Origin of the sequence: Faecalibacterium sp. BIOML-A1, assembly GCF_009679715.1 — a bacterium.
GTDB lineage: Bacteria > Bacillota > Clostridia > Oscillospirales > Ruminococcaceae > Faecalibacterium > Faecalibacterium taiwanense.
The window spans coordinates 82,970-101,137 of sequence record NZ_WKZJ01000006.1 but is presented as its reverse complement, the minus strand read 5'-3'; the positions used below and the strand labels follow the sequence as shown (position 1 = coordinate 101,137).

The 18,168-nt window shown below is 57.9% G+C and carries 14 protein-coding genes and 2 tRNA genes; all 16 read right to left on the bottom strand.

The genetic code is table 11. The annotated features are described in order from the left end of the window. Positions 1-237 precede the first annotated feature (237 nt). The gene (locus GKG36_RS08640; protein WP_097774088.1) at positions 238-1,560 is read right to left on the bottom strand and encodes an ABC transporter substrate-binding protein; all 1,323 of its coding nucleotides are present in this window, start codon (positions 1,558-1,560) and stop codon (positions 238-240) included. A 99-nt stretch (positions 1,561-1,659) separates the two neighbouring features. Next, positions 1,660-2,367, bottom strand: coding sequence for an ABC transporter ATP-binding protein (locus GKG36_RS08635; RefSeq protein WP_005937160.1), 708 nt, complete (start codon positions 2,365-2,367; stop codon positions 1,660-1,662). Then, entirely contained in the window at positions 2,360-3,109 is a 750-nt protein-coding gene (locus GKG36_RS08630; RefSeq protein ID WP_005937157.1) for an ABC transporter ATP-binding protein, read from the bottom strand. Before GKG36_RS08630 ends, GKG36_RS08635 begins: the two co-directional genes overlap by 8 nt. A gap of 2 nt (positions 3,110-3,111) precedes the next feature. Continuing rightward, entirely contained in the window at positions 3,112-4,167 is a 1,056-nt protein-coding gene (locus GKG36_RS08625; protein ID WP_005937154.1) for a branched-chain amino acid ABC transporter permease, read from the bottom strand. Between the two features lies 1 nt (position 4,168). Next, positions 4,169-5,032: a branched-chain amino acid ABC transporter permease gene (locus GKG36_RS08620; RefSeq protein WP_005937151.1), complete on the bottom strand. Its 864-nt coding sequence runs from the start codon at positions 5,030-5,032 to the stop codon at positions 4,169-4,171. 812 nt (positions 5,033-5,844) lie between these two features. Next, positions 5,845-5,916 (bottom strand) — tRNA-Glu (locus tag GKG36_RS08615). Positions 5,917-6,008: 92 nt separating this feature from the next. Next, positions 6,009-6,085: transfer RNA gene (locus tag GKG36_RS08610), tRNA-Met, on the bottom strand. 203 nt (positions 6,086-6,288) lie between these two features. Then, entirely contained in the window at positions 6,289-7,620 is a 1,332-nt protein-coding gene (gene serS, locus GKG36_RS08605; protein WP_154260227.1) for a serine--tRNA ligase, read from the bottom strand. An 86-nt stretch (positions 7,621-7,706) separates the two neighbouring features. Beyond that, positions 7,707-8,576: a ParB/RepB/Spo0J family partition protein gene (locus GKG36_RS08600; protein ID WP_154255984.1), complete on the bottom strand. Its 870-nt coding sequence runs from the start codon at positions 8,574-8,576 to the stop codon at positions 7,707-7,709. An 18-nt stretch (positions 8,577-8,594) separates the two neighbouring features. Then, positions 8,595-9,428 carry a ParA family protein gene (locus GKG36_RS08595; RefSeq protein ID WP_044953183.1) on the bottom strand — a complete coding sequence of 278 codons (834 nt, stop codon included), beginning with the start codon at positions 9,426-9,428 and terminating at the stop codon, positions 8,595-8,597. An 807-nt stretch (positions 9,429-10,235) separates the two neighbouring features. Continuing rightward, positions 10,236-11,033, bottom strand: coding sequence for a ParB/RepB/Spo0J family partition protein (locus GKG36_RS08590; protein WP_154260225.1), 798 nt, complete (start codon positions 11,031-11,033; stop codon positions 10,236-10,238). 159 nt (positions 11,034-11,192) lie between these two features. Continuing rightward, on the bottom strand, positions 11,193-11,900 hold the full coding sequence (rsmG, locus tag GKG36_RS08585) for a 16S rRNA (guanine(527)-N(7))-methyltransferase RsmG (RefSeq protein WP_154260223.1): 708 nt from the start codon (positions 11,898-11,900) through the stop codon (positions 11,193-11,195). A gap of 19 nt (positions 11,901-11,919) precedes the next feature. Next, positions 11,920-12,477: a prolyl-tRNA synthetase associated domain-containing protein gene (locus GKG36_RS08580; RefSeq protein ID WP_337678554.1), complete on the bottom strand. Its 558-nt coding sequence runs from the start codon at positions 12,475-12,477 to the stop codon at positions 11,920-11,922. Position 12,478: 1 nt separating this feature from the next. Continuing rightward, positions 12,479-14,350, bottom strand: a complete 1,872-nt coding sequence (gene mnmG, locus GKG36_RS08575) for a tRNA uridine-5-carboxymethylaminomethyl(34) synthesis enzyme MnmG (protein WP_120081277.1) — start codon at positions 14,348-14,350, stop codon at positions 12,479-12,481. A gap of 405 nt (positions 14,351-14,755) precedes the next feature. Continuing rightward, on the bottom strand, positions 14,756-16,126 hold the full coding sequence (gene mnmE, locus GKG36_RS08570) for a tRNA uridine-5-carboxymethylaminomethyl(34) synthesis GTPase MnmE (protein ID WP_044953129.1): 1,371 nt from the start codon (positions 16,124-16,126) through the stop codon (positions 14,756-14,758). A 220-nt stretch (positions 16,127-16,346) separates the two neighbouring features. Beyond that, a complete protein-coding gene (locus tag GKG36_RS08565; RefSeq protein ID WP_243139037.1) occupies positions 16,347-18,158 on the bottom strand; it encodes a 5'-nucleotidase C-terminal domain-containing protein in 1,812 nt (603 codons plus the stop codon). Positions 18,159-18,168: the final 10 nt, after the last annotated feature.

The following is an 18,168-nucleotide window of genomic DNA, read 5'->3' as shown; positions in this document are numbered from 1 at the left end:
CTTTGGGATTATTAAGGGCGAGTAGCCCTTAATTCGTGCCTCCCGCGCTTCGAAAGTAGCGGGTGCTTTTCTGGTTCTCTTTTGGCACGCAAAAGAGAACATACCCGGCGGAGAACGACTTCATAAAAGCCACACAGCCTATCCCCTTCTCGAATACGCTCTGCACGGGAAGCAACACGCAAAAAGGCGAGCCGCCCATTGGACGGCTCGCCTTTTGTGTTCTTTGGGGTAACTTTATCAGCCCAGAGTGACTTCCTGAATCTTGGAGGAAGCGAACTCGAAGGGCCAGACGGTCTTCCACTCCTGATCCTGCACCTGTGCGATAGCAACAGAAGCGTAGGTGTTGTCACGGTAGTGCTTTGCGCCGCCGATCTCGTACTCGGGAGCGAACTCGATCTTGGAGTAGGGCAGAACGATCTTGCGGCCGCCCTCGAATGCACCGTCGATGGACAGCTCTGCCAGAGCGTCGCGGACGGCAGCACCGTCGGTGGAGCCGGCCTTCTCGATGGCGGTCTTGAACAGCCACACAACGGTGTAGGACTCAGCAGAGTGGCCGTTCATGTTGACATTGTAGACCTTCTTGAAGTCCTCGTTGATCTCCACGCCGTTGGTCAGGTCGGGGTTGAACTCGACAACAGAAGCCACGCCGTTTGCGGATGCGCCCAGGTTCGGGATGAAGGAAGGATCGGTGAAGCCGTTTGCCTTGGCAACGATCATCTTGGGCTTGTAGTTCTGCTCCTTCAGGGTCTGGACGAACAGAGTAGCGTCGCCGATGTAGGAGTCGCACAGGATGGCATCGGGATCAGCCTGCTTCAGAGCCAGGACCTGAGAGGACAGGTCGGTAGCGTTGGAGCTGTAGTCCACTTCGGCCACAACATCCAGACCGTAATCGGGTGCGAACAGGTTGACGCAGCGGATCAGCTCCTGACCGATGGCAGCCTTATCGGTGAAGATGGCGACCTTCTTGATCTCGTTGCCGGTCTGCTCCTTGGAGTCCTGCAGATACTTCAGCATATCTTCCACGTAGACGGAGTTCAGCGGGCACAGACGGAAGAAGTAATCGTAGTCCTTGTGGTCCTCGTCGGTCAGACGGTCCAGCGTGGAGATAGCGGTGATCATGGGGATGCCGTACTGCTGGCAGACCTGAGCCACGACCTCGGTGACAACGGACATGTGGCAGCCCATAATGACGTTGACACCTTCCTGAGTGATCAAACGCTCAGCCTCGGACTTGCCGGTGGCTGCGTCGCCTGCGTGGTCGCCGCGGACGACTTCCAGCATCTGGCCGTTCACGCCGCCTGCCTTGTTGATCTCGTCCACTGCGAAGTCGATGCCGCGCAGGATGTTCTCGCCGATGGCTGCGTTGCCGCCGGACATTGCGTAGATGGTACCGATCTTGATGGTATCACCGCTGGCTGCTGCAGTGCTGCCGGATGCTGCGGTGCTGGTAGATGCTGCAGTGCTGGTGGAAGCGGAAGAGCCGCCGCATGCGGTCAGAGCAGCTGCGCTGCCCAGAACAGCGGATGCCTTCAGGAAGCTTCTACGAGAGATCTTTTTCATAATTGTCCTCCAATTCTGTTTGTAAAAAACAGCTTGTTAATCCGAGATGCCCCGCCGCACCGTGTGAAGTAGTGCCCGCCGGACATCCAGTTTCCAAAATCAGATGCCGAGGTACGCCTTCTTGACGTGCTCGTTTGCCGAAAGCTCGGCGGCGGTTCCTTCCAGTGCCACGCGGCCATTCTCAATAACATAGCCGCGGTCAGCCGCTGCAAGGGCCTTGGTAATGTCCTGCTCCACCAGCAGCACCGAGATGCCGTCATTCTTCACCATGGTCTTGGCCACTTCCAGAATGTCGTCCACGATGTTGGGGGCAAGGCCCAGACTGGGCTCGTCCAGGATCAGCAGCTTGGGCATACCGATCAGTGCACGGGCCACGGCCACCATCTGCTGCTCGCCGCCGGACAGAGTGCCGGCAGCCTGCTTTGCGCGCTCGCGCAGTTTGGGGAACCAGTTGTAGCACTTTTCCAGATTTTCTGCAAAATGTGCCTTGGTCTCCTTATTGAATGCGCCCAGTTCCAGATTTTCCAGCACGGTCATCTCGGTAAAGAGCTGACGGCCTTCCGGCACCTGCACGATGCCGCTGTCCAGAATAACGCGGGAGCTTTTGCCGGAGAGGTCCTCTCCGTTGAACTCCACCTTGCCGGAGCTTGCCTTGACCATGCCTGTGATGGTGCGCACCATGGTGGTCTTACCGGCACCGTTGGAGCCAAGGATGGCAACGATCTCGCCATCCTTCACCTCAAAGCCGATGTCCCACAGGATGTTCACAGAGCCGTAACCGGCGTTCAGACCTTCAACTTTAAGCACTTGCGCCCTCCTTTTTGGTGCCCAGGTACACCTCCATGACGTAAGGATCGTTCATGACCTGCTCGGGCGTGCCCTCAGCGATCTTTTCGCCGTGGTGAAGGACGATGACCTTCTCGCACAGGCTCACGACCGCCTTCATGATGTGCTCGATGAGCAGGATGGTGACACCGGACTCGTTGATCTTGCGGATCAGCTGGATGGCCTCTTCGGTCTCAGCCGGGTTCAAGCCTGCCATGTTCTCATCCAGAAACAGCACTTCGGGCTTGGTGGCCAGAGCGCGGGCCATCTCCAGACGCTTCTGGTCCGGCGTGCCCATGTCCTTGGAGATCACATGACGCTTTTCGTACAGGCCGGTGAAGTGCAGCACCTCCATGGCGCGCTCCTTGGCCTCTTTTTCGCTCTTTGCACCGGCGTGGCCGAAGTAGGCGGCGGCGGTGACGTTATCCAAAACGCTCAGGTTCTTCAGAGGCTTCATGATCTGGAAGGTGCGGGCGATCTTCATGTTGGTGTACTCATACGCCTTTTTGTTGGTGATGTCCTCACCATTGTAGAAGATCTTGCCTTCGGTGGGCGGGTAGTAGCCGCAGATCATGTTGAAGGTGGTGGATTTACCAGCACCGTTGGGGCCGATCATGCCGGTGATGGAGCCTTTCTCCACCGAGAAAGAAACATCATGCACGGCGGTCAGACCCTTGAACCGCTTGGTCAGGCCCTGGACTTCAATAATAGGCTTTTCTGCCATGATTACTTCCCTCCCTTGTCTGCCATCAGCTCATACTCTTCCAGCACGTCCAGAGACGGCTTTTTGAGGATCTTTTCATCGATGAAGGTCTTGACCTTCGAGTTCATGTACCAGCCCAGAATACCGGACGGACGGAAGCGGATGACCACGATCAGCACGATGGCGTACATCAGCATGTTGATGCCGGGCAGGATGGCGGCAAAGTTTGCACGCAGCAGTTCGCTCAGCGGGATCATGATGAGGCCGCCGATCAGCGGGCCTTCGATGTAGGCAGCGCCGCCCACGACTGCCGGCAGCACGATCTCAGTGGACTTGGACTGGATCATAATATCGGGGTCGATGTAGCGGATGTAGCTGACGTAGAAGAAGCCGACCAGACCGGCAATGATAGCCGAAATGACAACGGCAATGACCTTGTACTTGGTGGGGTTGATGCCGATGGCGGCGGCTGCGTCCTCATCCTCGCGGATGGTGCGCAGCGCAAAGCCCAGCTTGGAGCGGCCGATCTTCTTCATGATGAGGTAAACGCCCACCATCATGATGAAGCCGATGTAGTAGTACGGCACCTTGCTGGTAAAGCGGAACTGCGCAAAAGAGTCCTTGCCGAAGGGCAGGCCCACACCGGATGCGCGGCCGAAGAACTCCGAGTTGATGATGAACTGACGGATGGACTCGGCAAACGCGATGGACACCAGCGTGAAGTAGGGGCCGCGCAGGATCAGGCTGGGGAAGAAGATGACACCGGCCACAACGCCCACAACGAGCATATCCAGCACAGCGGCCACCCAGGGGTTCATGCCCGTCTTTGTGACCACCAGACAGCACACATAGGCACCCAGACCCATGTAAGCGGCCAGACCCAGCGAGTTCTGGCCGGTGATGCCGCCCAGAATGTTCCACGCCATGGACAGGGTGGACATATAGAAGGTGAGAACGAAAATGTTGATGATGTAAGGTTTATCCACGACCAGCGGGATCGCTGCGAAGATGGCGACGATGATAGCCAGAACGATCGCCAGATTGCGGTGATAGGTTTTAACTGCTTTTCTGGTATCCATCTTATCGCCTCCTCAGAATCATGACCTGACGCACGACCAGAATGATGATGAAGGTGACGAACACGATCATATCACTGTAGGACGGGCTGATGAACAATGCACTCATCTGCTCCAGCAGGCCCAGGAAAATACCGGCGAAGAATGCGCCGGGGATGGAGCCCAGACCGCCCACGACCACGACGATCAGTGCGCGGAAACCGAAGCTTGCGCCTGCGGTGGGATAGATGGTGTAGAACTGGGTCAGCAGAGAACCGGCGATACCGGCCAGAGCAACGCCCAGACCATAGGTCAGGATGTAAATTTTCTTGACGTTGATGCCAACGACCTCAGCACCAATAGGGTTCTGGGATACGGCGCGGATCTGCTTGCCGGTGGTGGAATACTTGAGGAAGGCAAACAGTGCAATGGCAACCACGATCAGGATCAGGAAGCTGACCAGACGCGGCAGCGCAATGGTGACCGGGCCAAGCGGGATATAGGTCTGCGAATAAGGGGTAATGATCTTATAATAGGTGGAACCAAAGATGACCAGAGCGCCGTTGGTGAGCAGCAGGCCCAGACCGACGGTAAGGAACAGCAGGTTTGTAAAGCTCTTGGTCTTGAGCGAAGGGGTGATCAGAGTGGACTGGATCAGCGCACCCAGACCGAACATGAGCACTGCGACGATGGGAAGGGCTACATAGGGATCCACCCCAAAGTAGGTATACAGAACATAGGTGATGTACATGCCCACCATCAACATTTCGCCGTGGCAGAAGTTGACGATGTTCATAACACCGAAAATGATGTTCTGGCCCATACCCATCAGGGAGTAGAAACCGCCCAGCAGGATCCCGTTTACCAGTGCTTGCAAAAAGACTTCCATTGACATCCTCCCGTTCTAAGCATCAGGCGATGGGAACAGATGCTGCAAAAACTGCACGCTGCATCCGCCATCGGCCCGTACTCGTGATTGAAAACCGCCCTTGTGGACTCCATTTCCTCCCTTCTGCTCGTACAATTGGTATATCATCTGTATTGCAACGTAAGTGCAGCCTGTATACAAGATATTATTTCTACCAAACTTTGTCATGAATTTATATGGAAAGTGCTAGAATATTCCAGAGTTTTTGGTGTGCAAGCCAATTTTCGCAGTTAAAAATGGAGGATTGATGTCTCATTGACATAATTTTGTTACTATTTCAGGCCGGAAATTTACGGAAAATGCAGAAAAGCCCGGCAGAAGAGCACCTGAACGTGTTCCCCTGCCGGGCTTTTTATCCATAAAATGGCATGTGGTATTCAAGATGAAGGCGCGCCGCCGCCCTGTCTCGGGTTGTGGTTCCCAGCGTATGCTTCACGCCTTGGAGCGGCGTTCGCATTCCGCTGACCACGGCCCCAGCTTCGCTTCCCTGTACTCCCCTTTTTGTCGCTATGCGACATCTTCCCCCGACCGGGGGAAGTCTTTGCTCGCTGGCGGCGGTCAGCTCAGCTGCAATTCCCGTACGGGTCAAATTAAAAACGCCCTTGCGCATTGCAGCGGCAGCTACCACGGTAGACATTCCTAGCCGTTGGGACCCGCGGGCTAACCAAAGCCCCACTGGGGCTTTGGTTGCGGTGCTGCGCACCGCCGCCCTGTTCGATTCCCGTACGGGTCAAATTAAAAACGCCCTTGCGCAATGCGCAAAGGCGTTTTTATGACCCGTACGGGAATCGAACCCATGTTACAGCCGTGAAAGGGCCGTGTCTTAACCGCTTGACCAACGGGCCTTAGAAATACAGAGCTTCGCTAAAACCTCCGACTTCCATCGTCCACTACTGCAGACGACCGTCCCCCTAACCTTAGCGAAACTCTGTAAAAGTGGTAGCGGTAACTGGATTTGAACCGGTGACACTTCGGGTATGAACCGAATGCTCTAGCCAACTGAGCTATACCGCCACATATTGTTTGTGCACTTGAACAGTGCTCTATTATTATACCCACAGATACCCCTTTTGTCAACACATATTTTTAAAAAAATCATATTTTTTCGTGCCGTCCAAAATACAAACGAAGATACGCAAAAATCCCGCTTTCCATTGAATAGAAAGCGGGATTTTTCAACCATTTATCCGAGCCTTGTGGAAAAGCCGGTCAATTCTTCAGCCCTTCTTATGGGTGGGAACCATGACCTTCAGGCCGCCCATATACGGCTGCAGCACTTCGGGGATGGTCACGGTGCCGTCGGCCTGCAGATGGTTCTCCAGGAAGGCGATCAGCATACGCGGAGGTGCCACGCAGGTGTTGTTCAGGGTGTGGGCCAGATAGGTCTTGCCGTCCTTGCCCTTCACGCGGATGTGCAGGCGGCGTGCCTGTGCATCGCCCAGATTGGAGCAAGAGCAGACCTCGAAGTACTTCTGCTGGCGGGGGCTCCATGCTTCGATATCGCAGCTCTTCACCTTCAGGTCGGCCAGGTCGCCGGAGCAGCAGTTCAGCTGACGCACCGGGATCTCCATGTTGCGGAACAGCTCCACAGAGTTCTTCCACAGCTTCTCGTACCAGTCAGCGCTCTCGTCGGGGCGGCAGACCACGATCATTTCCTGCTTCTCGAACTGATGGATGCGGTAAATGCCGCGCTCCTCGATGCCGTGAGCGCCCTTTTCCTTGCGGAAGCAGGGGCTGTAGGAGGTCAGGGTCAGGGGCAGAGTGGCCTCGTCCAGAGTCTGGTCGATGAAGCGGCCGATCATGGTGTGCTCGCTGGTACCGATCAGATACAGGTCCTCACCCTCGATCTTGTACATCATAGCATCCATTTCCGGGAAGGACATGACACCCTGCACCACGTTGCCGTGCATCATGAAGGGAGGGATCACATAGGTGAAGCCCTTGTTGATCATAAAGTCGCGGGCATAGGCCAGCACAGCCTCGTGCAGGCGGGCGATGTTGCCCAGCAGATAGTAGAAACCGTTGCCGGCCACGCGGCCTGCAGCGTCCATATCGATGCCGTCGAAGCTCTCCATGATCTCGGTGTGGTACGGAATGGGGAAATCGGGCACCACAGGCTCACCAAAGCGCTGTGCTTCCACGTTGTAGGTATCATCCGGGCCGATGGGCACGCTGGGATCGATCATCTGCGGAATGGTGTACATGATCTCCTGAATGCGTGCGGACAGGGTCTCTTCTTCCTTTTCCAGCTCAGCCATCTTGTCGGCGTCGGCCTTGACGGCGGCATTGTTGGCATCGATCTGAGCCTGCAGCTCAGCCTTCTGTGCCTCATCGGTGCACTTCTTCAGCTGGCCGAACAGGGGGCCGTTGGCCTTGCTCAGCTTGTTGCGGGCAGCCTTGAGGGCTTCCACTTCCTTCAGGCATGCGCGGTACTTGGCATCCTTCTCGATGACCTCGTCCACCAGCGGGAGCTTTGCATCCTGAAACTTCTTCTTGATGTTTTCCTTGACAGCGTCCGGGTTTTCACGGACAAATTTGATATCAAGCATGATTGACTCTCCTTGCTCTATTTCGGTTCGCACAGAAGATCCCCTCCCCTGTGCCGTTCAAAGACGGTCGCCCGCCTTGGATCGCTTTATTCTTCGTTCTGGTACTGTCCCAGCAGGTTGGCAAAGGCCCGCAGCTGCTCGTCTGAATAGAAATGCACGGTCAGCTTGCCCTTGCCGTCGTGGTAGGCCACGTTCACCTCGCTGCCCAGCACCTGCTTGAGGCTTTCTTCCACCTCCACCGGCAGAGTGCCCCGCGGCTGGGGCTCTCTGGGCTCCTTTGCGGGCTTTGCCAGCTTTTTGCACAGTGCCTCGGCCTGACGCACGTTCAGCTGGTTGTCCGCAATGATCTGCGCCGCCTGCTCCTGCAGCTCCGGTGTGGGCAGGCTCAGGATCACCTTTGCGTGGCCGATATTGATAAAGCCGCTTTTCAGCAGTTCCAGCACGTTTTCCGGCAGGTTCAGCAGGCGCAGGCTGTTGGCCAGTGCGCTGCGGCTCTTGCCCAGCTTCTGTGCCGCCTGCTCCTGCGTCAGGCCGCAGCGGGTCATCAGCTCCCGGATGCCGGTTGCTTCTTCCACCGGGTCCAGATCCTCGCGCTGCAGGTTTTCCACCAGAGCCAGCTCCATGGCCTGCTCGTCGCTGACTTCCTTAATGACCACCGGCACATCGTTCAGCCCTGCCATGCGGCAGGCACGCCAGCGGCGCTCACCCGCCACGATGCTGTAGCCGCCGCGCGGGCGCGGACGCACCGCGATGGGCTGCAGCAGACCATGCTCTGCAATGCTGGCCGCCAGCTCGCCCAGCGCCTGTTCGTCAAAGGTCTTGCGCGGCTGTTCCGGGTCCGGTTCGATCTCACGCAGGGGCAAGGTGTCTACCTTTGCACCGGACTCAAAAACCGGGGCGGCATCTTCAAACAGACTGTCCAGCCCGCGGCCAAGTCCTCCTTTTCCTCTTGCCATTCATGTTCCCCCTGAGGTTTAATCTTCCAGAGCATTTTTCGTCTGCTCTGCGACGGGTGCACTTTTTCTGCGGGCCTTTTTGGGCTCGTGCGGGCGGTTGTTCTTGACAAATTCGATTGCCAGATCCATGTACGCTTCGCTGCCCTTGCCCTTGGGCTCATAGAAATTGATGGGCTGGCCGTAGCTGGGCGCCTCCGAAATGCGGATGGAGCGCGGGATGGTGGTCTTGTACACCTTGGAGCCGAAATACTTCTGCACCTGCTCCACCACCTGCACGGTCAGGTTATACCGCAGCGAGAACATGGTGAACACCACGCCCTCGATATCCAGATACGGATTGTACTTTTTGCGAATGGTCTTTAAGGTGCTGATCAGCTCCGAAAGACCCTCCAGCGCGTAATACTCGCACTGCACCGGAATGAGAACGCTGTCGCAGGCACTCAGGCCGTTCAGGGTGAGCAGGTCCAGACTGGGCGGACAATCGATAAAGATGAAGTCATAGTCCTTCTGCACCTCGGCCAGCGCCTTGCGCAGGCGGCTCTCACGAGCGGGCAGGTCGATCATTTCCAGACTGGCACCGGCCAGACGGGTGTTGGAGCCGATGACATCGGTGCGGTACTCGGTCTTACGGATGGCCTCGGATGCCCGCGCCTCACCGATCAGGATCTCGTAGGTTCCCTTTTCCACGCTGCGCTTCGGGATGCCGTAGCCGGTGGTGGTATTGCCCTGCGGATCAAGATCTACGATGAGCACCCGCTTGCCCAGCGCCGCAACGCAGGACGACAGGTTGACGGCGGTGGTGGTTTTGCCAACGCCGCCCTTCTGGTTCGCAATTGCTACAATTTTTGCCACGCACAATTCTTCCTTCCGGGAAAATTTAATTGTTCCATGTGGAACATTCGCAGTCATGCCCGCCGGTTTCCCGTCCATACAGGCACCTTAACACCTAGTATAGCACATCCAAATCGGTTTTTGAACCATCTGAAGCGTTTTTCGGCTGGATTTTTAACTTTTAGAGGTGGGAAAATCAAAAACTGCACGGTTTCGGGAGACAAAACAAACGATTTTGAATGCGCGCCGGGAAGCTGGCTAGCCCTCTCAGTCAAGCCCTGTCGGGCTTGCCAGCTCTCCCAAAGGGAGAGCCCTTGGCATAACGGCAAAGTTTCCGGGCAGACCGCAAAGCTTGCGGGTGCGCTTGCTCCCACTTGGGGGAGCTGTCGCGCGTAGTGCGGCTGAAGGAGTAATCTGGGTACGGACTCCTTCCGTCAAGCCCTGTCGGGCTTGCCACCTCCCTCATAAGGGAGGCTTTGGCAGTGCGGTAAAGTTTCTGGGCAGACCACAAAGCTTGCGGGTGCGCTTGCTCCCACTTGGGGGAGCTGTCGCGCAGCGACTGAGGGGCTTCCAATCGGCGGAACACAAAAAATCCTTTAGCGAAGCGACTTGGATTTTTTGTATGGAGCCCAACAGCTTTGGGGTTACTAGGGGCGAGCAGCCCCTAGTTCGTGCCTCCCGCGCCTCGAAAGTAGCGGGTGCTTTTCTGGTTCTCTTTTGGCACGCAAAAGAGAACGTACCCGGCGGCAATGCTTTAGCAAAAGGCATGAAACTTTAAACACGCGACTACGCTCTGCACGGGAGTTTCCTGTTCCACATGGAACAATTTTACCGTTCGGCGGCGGTGGTTGGGATGCGCACCGTATATTCGATATACCCGTCCTTCTCCTCCCGGTGGGCAGTGGCGGGCACACCATTGTCGGTCATCAGACGGATGGCATGGTCGATGGTGTTCACAAAAATACGCACATCCTTGACCATCGAGATGCGGTGCCTGCCTTTTGCAGGGGTGTTGAGCAGCTGTTCAATGTAGAGGTCGGTCTGCCGGGCGTTCATGCGGCGCTTGGCAATGTTGATCAAGGCTTCACTGCGGCGGTTCTCCGGCAGACGCAGCACCGCCCGGGCGTGGCGCTCGGTGAGGCTGTTGTCCAGCACGAACTGCCGCTGGTCGGCGTTCAGCTGCAAAAGCCGCAGCTTGTTGGCAAGGGTGGGCTGCGCCATGCCCAGTCGCTTGGCGGCTTCGGCCTGGGTGCAGTCCCACAGCACCATCACATCCTTTAAGCCCTGCGCCTGCTCAAAGGGGTTCAGGTCGGCCCGCTGGATGTTTTCCAGCAGGCCCAACGCGGCGGTGCGCTCATCGTCGTAATCACAGAGGATGGCAGGGATGTTGTTCATTTTAGCAAGGCGGCAGGCACGGAGCCGCCGCTCCCCGGCTACCAGCTCGTAGCCGCCATCCGACACTTTTCGCACCGAGATGGGCTGCAGTAGACCATTTTCACGGATGCTCTGGGCCAGCGCAGCCAGCTCCTGCTCGCTGAACTCCCGCCGTGCCTGAAACGGCGACGGCCTGATCTGATCGATGGGCAGGAAATAAATCTTGCCCGCCTGCTTTTTGCGTTCAAACATGGATACACGGCTCCTTTCGCGTGGTGGATGGGTTTTGTTTTTCACATTTTCCCGGGAAAGCGTGGAAAACTCAGGCTTCAGGCACAGTGTATCACACAAATAAAAGCCCTGCCAGAAGTTTCGTTCGGCAGGGTTTTACAAAATTCTATCGGTATTTCGTTATTTCAACGGGCTTTTCGCAATTTTTCCGCCGTTTCTGGGGTAGGCTGTCGGAGTCTGCGAAATCTTTTTGCACAGGATCAGGGTGCGGGTGTCGCCGCCCGGAAGGTGCAGAGTGCGGGTCTCTTTGTACTCGCCGCCCAGCTTTTTGATGGCACCGCGCGCGGCGGCCAGTTCTTCCTCACCGGAAGAGCCCTTCATGGCAAGGAAGTTTCCCCCTACCTTTACCAGCGGCAGGCAGTATTCGGCCAGCATGGGCAGCGCAGCCACAGCCCGGGCAGATGCCAGATCAAACTGTTCACGCCACGCCTTGCGGGCGGCTTCCTCGGCGCGCTCCTTTGCAAACTCCACGCCGGTCAAGCCCAGCTGGGCACAGGCGTACTTCAAAAACTCCACCCGTTTGCCGGTGGGCTCCATCAGGGTCAGCTGCAGCTCCGGCTTGTAGATCTTGGTCACGATGCCCGGGAAGCCTGCGCCTGCGCCCACATCCACCATGCGGCCCGCCACTTCCGGCTGGCTGGCAAACAGCAGGCTGTCGAGGAAGTGCTTATCCTCGATCCCCTCGGGGTCGGTGATAGCGGTCAGGTTGACCTTCTGGTTGTAGTCCACCAGAATTTCGGCAAAGGCATCCAGCTGGTCCAGCTGGGTGCCGGTGAGAGTGATGTTCCATGTGGAACATTTTGCTTCAAGGCGCGGTTTATCGATCATACGCAGGTTTTCCTTTCTGTTATTCGCCGGTCAAGTGAACGAAGATCGGCTCGTGGTGCACGGCAGGCAGGAAAGTTTCCAGCACATCTGCCGTGCGCAGCTTGAGCGAAGAGGTGTTGATGCAGGGGTGGCAGCCGAGGTACTCCCCTGCCTTTATGTCCTCATCCATCAGCAGCTGCACCTTATTTTCAGCATCATTGGCAAGGCCCATAATGGAGGAGGAGCCGGGCGTGCAGTCCAGATACTGCTCCATATCCTCGGGCGAGGCAAAGCTCAGGCGGGCAATGCCCAGCTGATGGGAAAGCTCTTTGGTTTTGAAGGGCTTGTCCCCGGGCATCATGAGCAGATAGAAGTTCGTCTTCTGCCGGTTGCACAGGAACAGGTTCTTGCACACGGTGGCATTCAGGCAGGCATCGATCACATGGCAGTCCTCCATGGTATCGGCCTTCATCCAGCCGTGGTCGGTGCGCCAGAATTGGATGCCCAGCTTGTCCAGCAGGTCATAGGTACGGATCTCTTTTTCCAGCCGCCCGGTGCAGTCGGCAGGACGGCCCTCGTAAAGCTTCAGTTCTTCCATTTTATTTTCCTCTCGCTGCCAGTGCAATGCTCAGCTGCGCCACATCGGAGGGCGATACGCCCGGGATGCGCCCCGCCTGACCGAGGTTCTTCGGCCGGATGCGGGCCAGCTTTTCGCGGGCTTCCAGCGTCAGGCCGGTCAGGTCGGAATATTCAAAATCATCTGGGATCAGGGTCTTTTCGTGCCGGGCCACGTCCCGGATCATCCGGTCCTGCCGGGCAATGTAGCCCGCATACTTAATCTCGGTCTCCAGCCGTTCGGCCAGCATGGGGGTGATCTGCTCGCCCCAGCCGATGACACCGGCCAGCAGCGGATAGCTGATCTCCGGGCGGCGCAGCAGCTCTTCCGCAATGCCGCCCTCAGCAGCAGGGGCAAGCCCGGCTGCTTCCATGGCGGCGCGCAGGTCGGCGGTGCGCAGATGGGTCTCGTGCAGGCGGCGGCGCTCCGCTTCCAGAATGCTCTGGGTGTGCTGGTACTTGGCCCAGCGGTCATCCTGCACAAGGCCGTATTCCCTGCCGATGGGGGTCAGCCGCTGGTCAGCGTTGTCCTGACGCAGGGTCAGGCGGTACTCGCTGCGGCTGGTCATCATGCGGTAGGGGTCCATGACCCCTTTGGTGACCAGATCGTCCACCAGCGTGCCCAGATAGCTGGTGTGGCGCGGCAGAATGAGCTGCTCTTTGCCCAGCGCATTGCGGGCGGCGTTCAAACCTGCCAGCAGGCCCTGTGCGGCGGCTTCCTCGTAACCGGAGGTGCCGTTGAACTGGCCCGCACCGTACAGTCCCCGCACCACCTTGCTTTCCAGCGTGGCTTCCAGACTGGTGGGGTCCACGCAGTCGTACTCGATGGCGTAGGCCGGGCGCATGATCTCGATGTTCTCAAACCCTTTGATACTGCGGTAGAAGGCGTTCTGCACATCCTCCGGCAGGCTGCTGGAGGCTCCCTGCAGATACATCTCTTCGGTGTTCTCGCCGCAAGGTTCCACAAAAATGGGGTGGCGGTCCTTGCCCGCAAAGCGCACCACCTTGTCCTCAATGGAGGGGCAGTAGCGCGGGCCAACGCCCTCGATCATGCCGCCATAGAGCGGGCTGCGCTGGATGTTATCCAGAATGATCCTGTGGGTCTCGGGGTTGGTGTAGGCGATCCAGCACTCCACCTTGTTGTGCATGGGTGCATCGGTCATAAAGCTGAAGGGCTGTAGCTCATTGTCCGGATCGCCGGGCTGGCATTCCAGCTTGGAAAAATCGATGCTGCGGCGGTGCACCCGGGCAGGGGTGCCGGTCTTGAACCGGCGCAGCGGCAGCCCGGCAGCCTTCAGGCTGTCGGTCAGGGCGTTAGCGGCGTGCATCCCGTCCGGGCCGGAGGCGTACCATGCATCGCCCACAAAAATTTTGCCGCCAAGGTTCGTGCCGGTGGCAATGACCACGCACTTGGCGCTGTATTCGCCGTTCAGCTGGGTCACAACGCCCTTCACACGGCCGTTCTCGGTCTCGATGCTCACAACCTCAGCCTGATGGATGGCAAGGCCGGGCGTGAGTTCCAATGCATGCTTCATATATTCATGGTAGCGCTTGCGGTCGGTCTGCACACGCAGGGCGTGCACCGCCGGGCCTTTGCCCTTGTTGAGCATCCGGCTCTGCAGATAGGTGGCATCCGCAGCAAGGCCCATCACGCCGCCCAGTGCATCCAATTCACGTACCAGCGTACCTTTTGCCGTGCCGCCAATGCTGGGGTTGCAGGGCATGTTGCCAATGGCATCCAGACTCATGGTAAACACGGCCGTTCTCGCGCCCAGCGTTGCGGCGGCGTGAGCTGCCTCGATGCCGGCATGACCGGCACCGATGACGATAACGTCATAATCTCCTAAGTGGTTCATATACTTTCGGGTTTCCTCTAACAAATGATTTAAAATGCCCTCCGTTTCACTCTGGGCATATTCAGCGGAAAAATTATTTTTAATTTCGCAAATCTGGAAAATCTGCGGATTTTCCAGATTTGCCTTTTCACGGGAGGGGCCATAACGGGAAACGGCAGCTGCTGCGCTTGCTCCCCCGGGGGGAGCTGTCGCGCAGCGACTGAGGGGCTGCAAATCGGCGGAGCCGAAAAAAACGGTTAAAAGATCTTCACGCCGAACAGGCGTGAATCTTCAGTTTTTTCCGGTGCAGCCCTCTGCTTTGGGGTTAAAAGGGGCGAGCAGCCCCTTTTTCGTGGCTCCAGCGCGTCGAAATCGCTGGCACTTTTCTGGTTCTCTTTTGGTGTCAAAAGAGAACATCCCCGGCTCTTACTTTCCCACGCAGAAACGTTCAAACACCTGTTCGATCACAGCTTCCGAGGCGTTCTCACCGGTCAGGTCGCACAGGGCGGCCAGTGCGTCGTCCACACAGACGGAAACGGCATCCAGCCCAAAGCCGCCTGCGGCAGCATCCAGTGCACCGGCCACAGCGTCCCGCGCACGCAGTGCGGCGGAAAGCTGACGCTGGCCGGACAGACTGGCGGCATGGGGATCGATCTGGCTGGTACCCAGCAGGCGGGCCACCGCAGCGGAGATCACCTTGCGGCTCTCCTCCTCCTGACAGCACACCGGCAGCACCATGGCAAAGCAGGGTGCTATCAACTCTGCGTCAAATTGCGTTGGTTTATCCTCTTTGTTGATAAGTGCAATGGCTGGACGGCCTGTGCAACGCTGTGCAAGCTCCAGATCTTCCCGCGTGGGCGGCTCAGAGCCATCGAACACAGCCAGGATCAGGCCTGCCTCCTCCAGCTTTTTCCAACTGCGGCGGATGCCCTCGGCTTCAATGGCATCTTCAGTCTCGCGCAGACCGGCGGTATCGAACAGATTCAGCTGGATATCCCCCAGCTGTACCGCCTGCTCCACCACGTCACGGGTGGTGCCAGCCACCGGCGTGACGATGGCCCTGTCGAACCCGGCCAGCAGGTTGAGCAGTGTGGATTTGCCCGCATTTGGTCTGCCCACAATGGCGCAGTCCACACCTTCGCGCAGGACGGTATCCGCCTGATAATTATGGATCAACTCGTCCAGCTCTGCCTTTACCCCACTCAGTACGCGGTGCAGATGGTCACCGTCCAGCTCCGGCACATCCTCTTCGGGAAAATCCACCCATGCGGCAAGGTGAGCCTGAATGGCGGTAAGCGCTTCCTTCTGGGCACTGATCTTCTTCGCCAGCGCACCGCCCAGCGCGGCATTGGCCAGCGCGGCACCCTGACGGCCATCCGCCGAGATCAGATCCATCACCGCTTCGGCCTGCGTCAGACCCAGCTTGCCGTTCAGGAACGCGCGGCGGGTGTACTCGCCGGGCGCGGCAGGCTGAGCACCGGCAGCAAGACAGGCTTCCACCAGACGGCGGGCCACGGCGCTGCCGCCATGGCAGGAAAGCTCCACCACGTCCTCGCCGGTATAGCTGTGGGGCGCGCGGAAAAACAGGGCCACCCCCTCATCAAAGGCTTCGTCCCCTTCCCGGAATGTGCCGTACATGGCGGTGTAGCCTTTGGCATTCTCCACCTTTTTTGCGGCGTTGGCCGGGCGGAACACCCGGGCTGCTATGGGATAGCTCTCCGCACCGGAGAGCCGCACGACGGCAATGCCGCCTGCGCCCGGTGCTGTTGCAATGGCTGCAATGGTCGTTTCCTGCATGGTTTTTTCTGGCTTCCTTTCCGCGCCCGGTCTGGCCGCTTGCTCCCATCTGCCCACAGCAGCGAGACCAATACAGTTTCATTGTACCACGAAATGCTGCGGAATGGTACTGTTTTTTCAACCAATTCCCGGGAAACGGTTGAAAATCCGCCCGTTTCTCACACAAAAAAGGGGCTTTCCGTCCCAACACGGAAAGCCCCTTTTTACAAGAAACTGTTTTTTAGAACTTGGCGATATCCGCCGTGGTGATGGCCTTGCCAGGCAGCGTGCGTGCATCGGCATTCTCATTCAGGGCCAGCTTGCCCTCGCGCAGCAGCTGCACAGCCTTCTGGTGATCGGCAGCCTTCCAGTTGTTGCCCACGATCTTCCAGTTGTTGTTCACGTGCGGCTCAATGGTGCCGCCCTTCACGGTGCGGATGTACTCGCCCAGCAGCTCGCGGATGCCGCCCACGTCGCCGCGCACATCGATCTCCAGCAGCTTGGGCAGCTCTTCGCCCGGCAGGAAGATGTCCGCAGCCGTCAGCAACTGGGTGGTGGCGCGGTAGTTGTTCACTGCCACCACAAAGGTGTCGGTATCCTTCACGGCCTTGCCGTTCGGCCACTTGAGGTTCTTGATGCGGTGGCCCGGCTCCTTGGAAACGTCCAGCTCGTAGCTGACGCCCTCAAAAGCATCGTACAGGTAGTAGCGCACCGAGGGGTCAAAGGCAATGGTCACTTCATCCGGCTTCCATGTCTTGAAGAAGGCAGCAGACCACTCCATGAAGCGGCGCAGCTGCTCGCCGGTCATCTGCAGCTTGTACAGGGTGTTCTGGTAGGTGTAGATGCTGGCCATATCGCACTTGCGGATGGTGCCCGCGCGCATCTGGGAGGTCATGGAGGTCAGGGCGGTAGCAGAGACCTGCGCACCGGTGTAGTACATCTGCACTTCGTTGATGAAGTCCAGCAGCGCGGTATCCTGCACCATGGCCTGCGGCAGGCAGTCGATCTCGTTTTCGGGGGCCAGATCGCCGCCCTTCAGCTCGCCAATGGGGGTAACAGCGTCTTCCTTGGCGCGGGTGTCGTAGGAGGCCAGCAAAGCGGTCAGCTCCGGATCGGGCTCGTACTCCTTGATCTGCAGGTTTTCAGAGGTGCGGTTCACGACCTTCCACTTACCGTCCAGCTGGCGCTCCAGATAGACGTGGATCTCGGACAGGGTGGCACCGGCGTTCTTGTTCTCCACCACCAGCACGTTGTTGATCATCATGTTGGGGATGCTCCTGTGGCCGTGGCCGCCCACGATCACATCAAACTCCGGGCAGGCATTGGCCAGATCGGTGACGCCGGAGCCATAGACACCGTACTCGTTCTCGGTATCCATGTGCATGACGCCGATCAGAACATCCACCTGATCCTTGATCTTATCAATGATCTTGCGGCTCTCGTCCACAGGGTTGGTGACCTTCCAGCCCTCCAGATTCTTGGCATCCCAGCGGATGATGTTGGGGGTGACCATGCCAATGACACCGATCTTGACGGTGCCCTTCTTGATGATGGTGTAGCCATCGGCCAGCGGGGTGCCGTCCGGTGCGTAAACGTTGCCGGTGAGCACCTTGGCCTTTTGCTGTCCCATGACCTTTTTCAGCACATCCATGCCGTAGTTGTACTCATGGTTGCCGGTGGTCCAGATATCATAGCCGATGGCATTCATGGCAGCGATCATGGGATGCAGGTCATCGTTCAGGAACAGCTCTGCGGAGTTGGCCTGAATGGTATCGCCTGCATCCACCACCAGCGTGTTCCGGGTGCGGCACTGCTTGATGGCAGTCGCCTGCTGGGCCACACTGCCGGAAGCATCTGCCTTGTTGGCAGCGTAGTCCCAGGGGTCGAATTTGCCGTGGGTATCGCTGGTAGCAAGGATCTGCAGATCCATGCTCCACAGAGACTTGATGTCACAGGCGGCTGCAGAGGGTGCCATGCAGCTGGCGGCTGCGATGGTTGCGGATGCCCCTGCACCACGCAGGAAGCTGCGGCGGGAGATCTTGTTCTGAGCCATAGTTGAATAC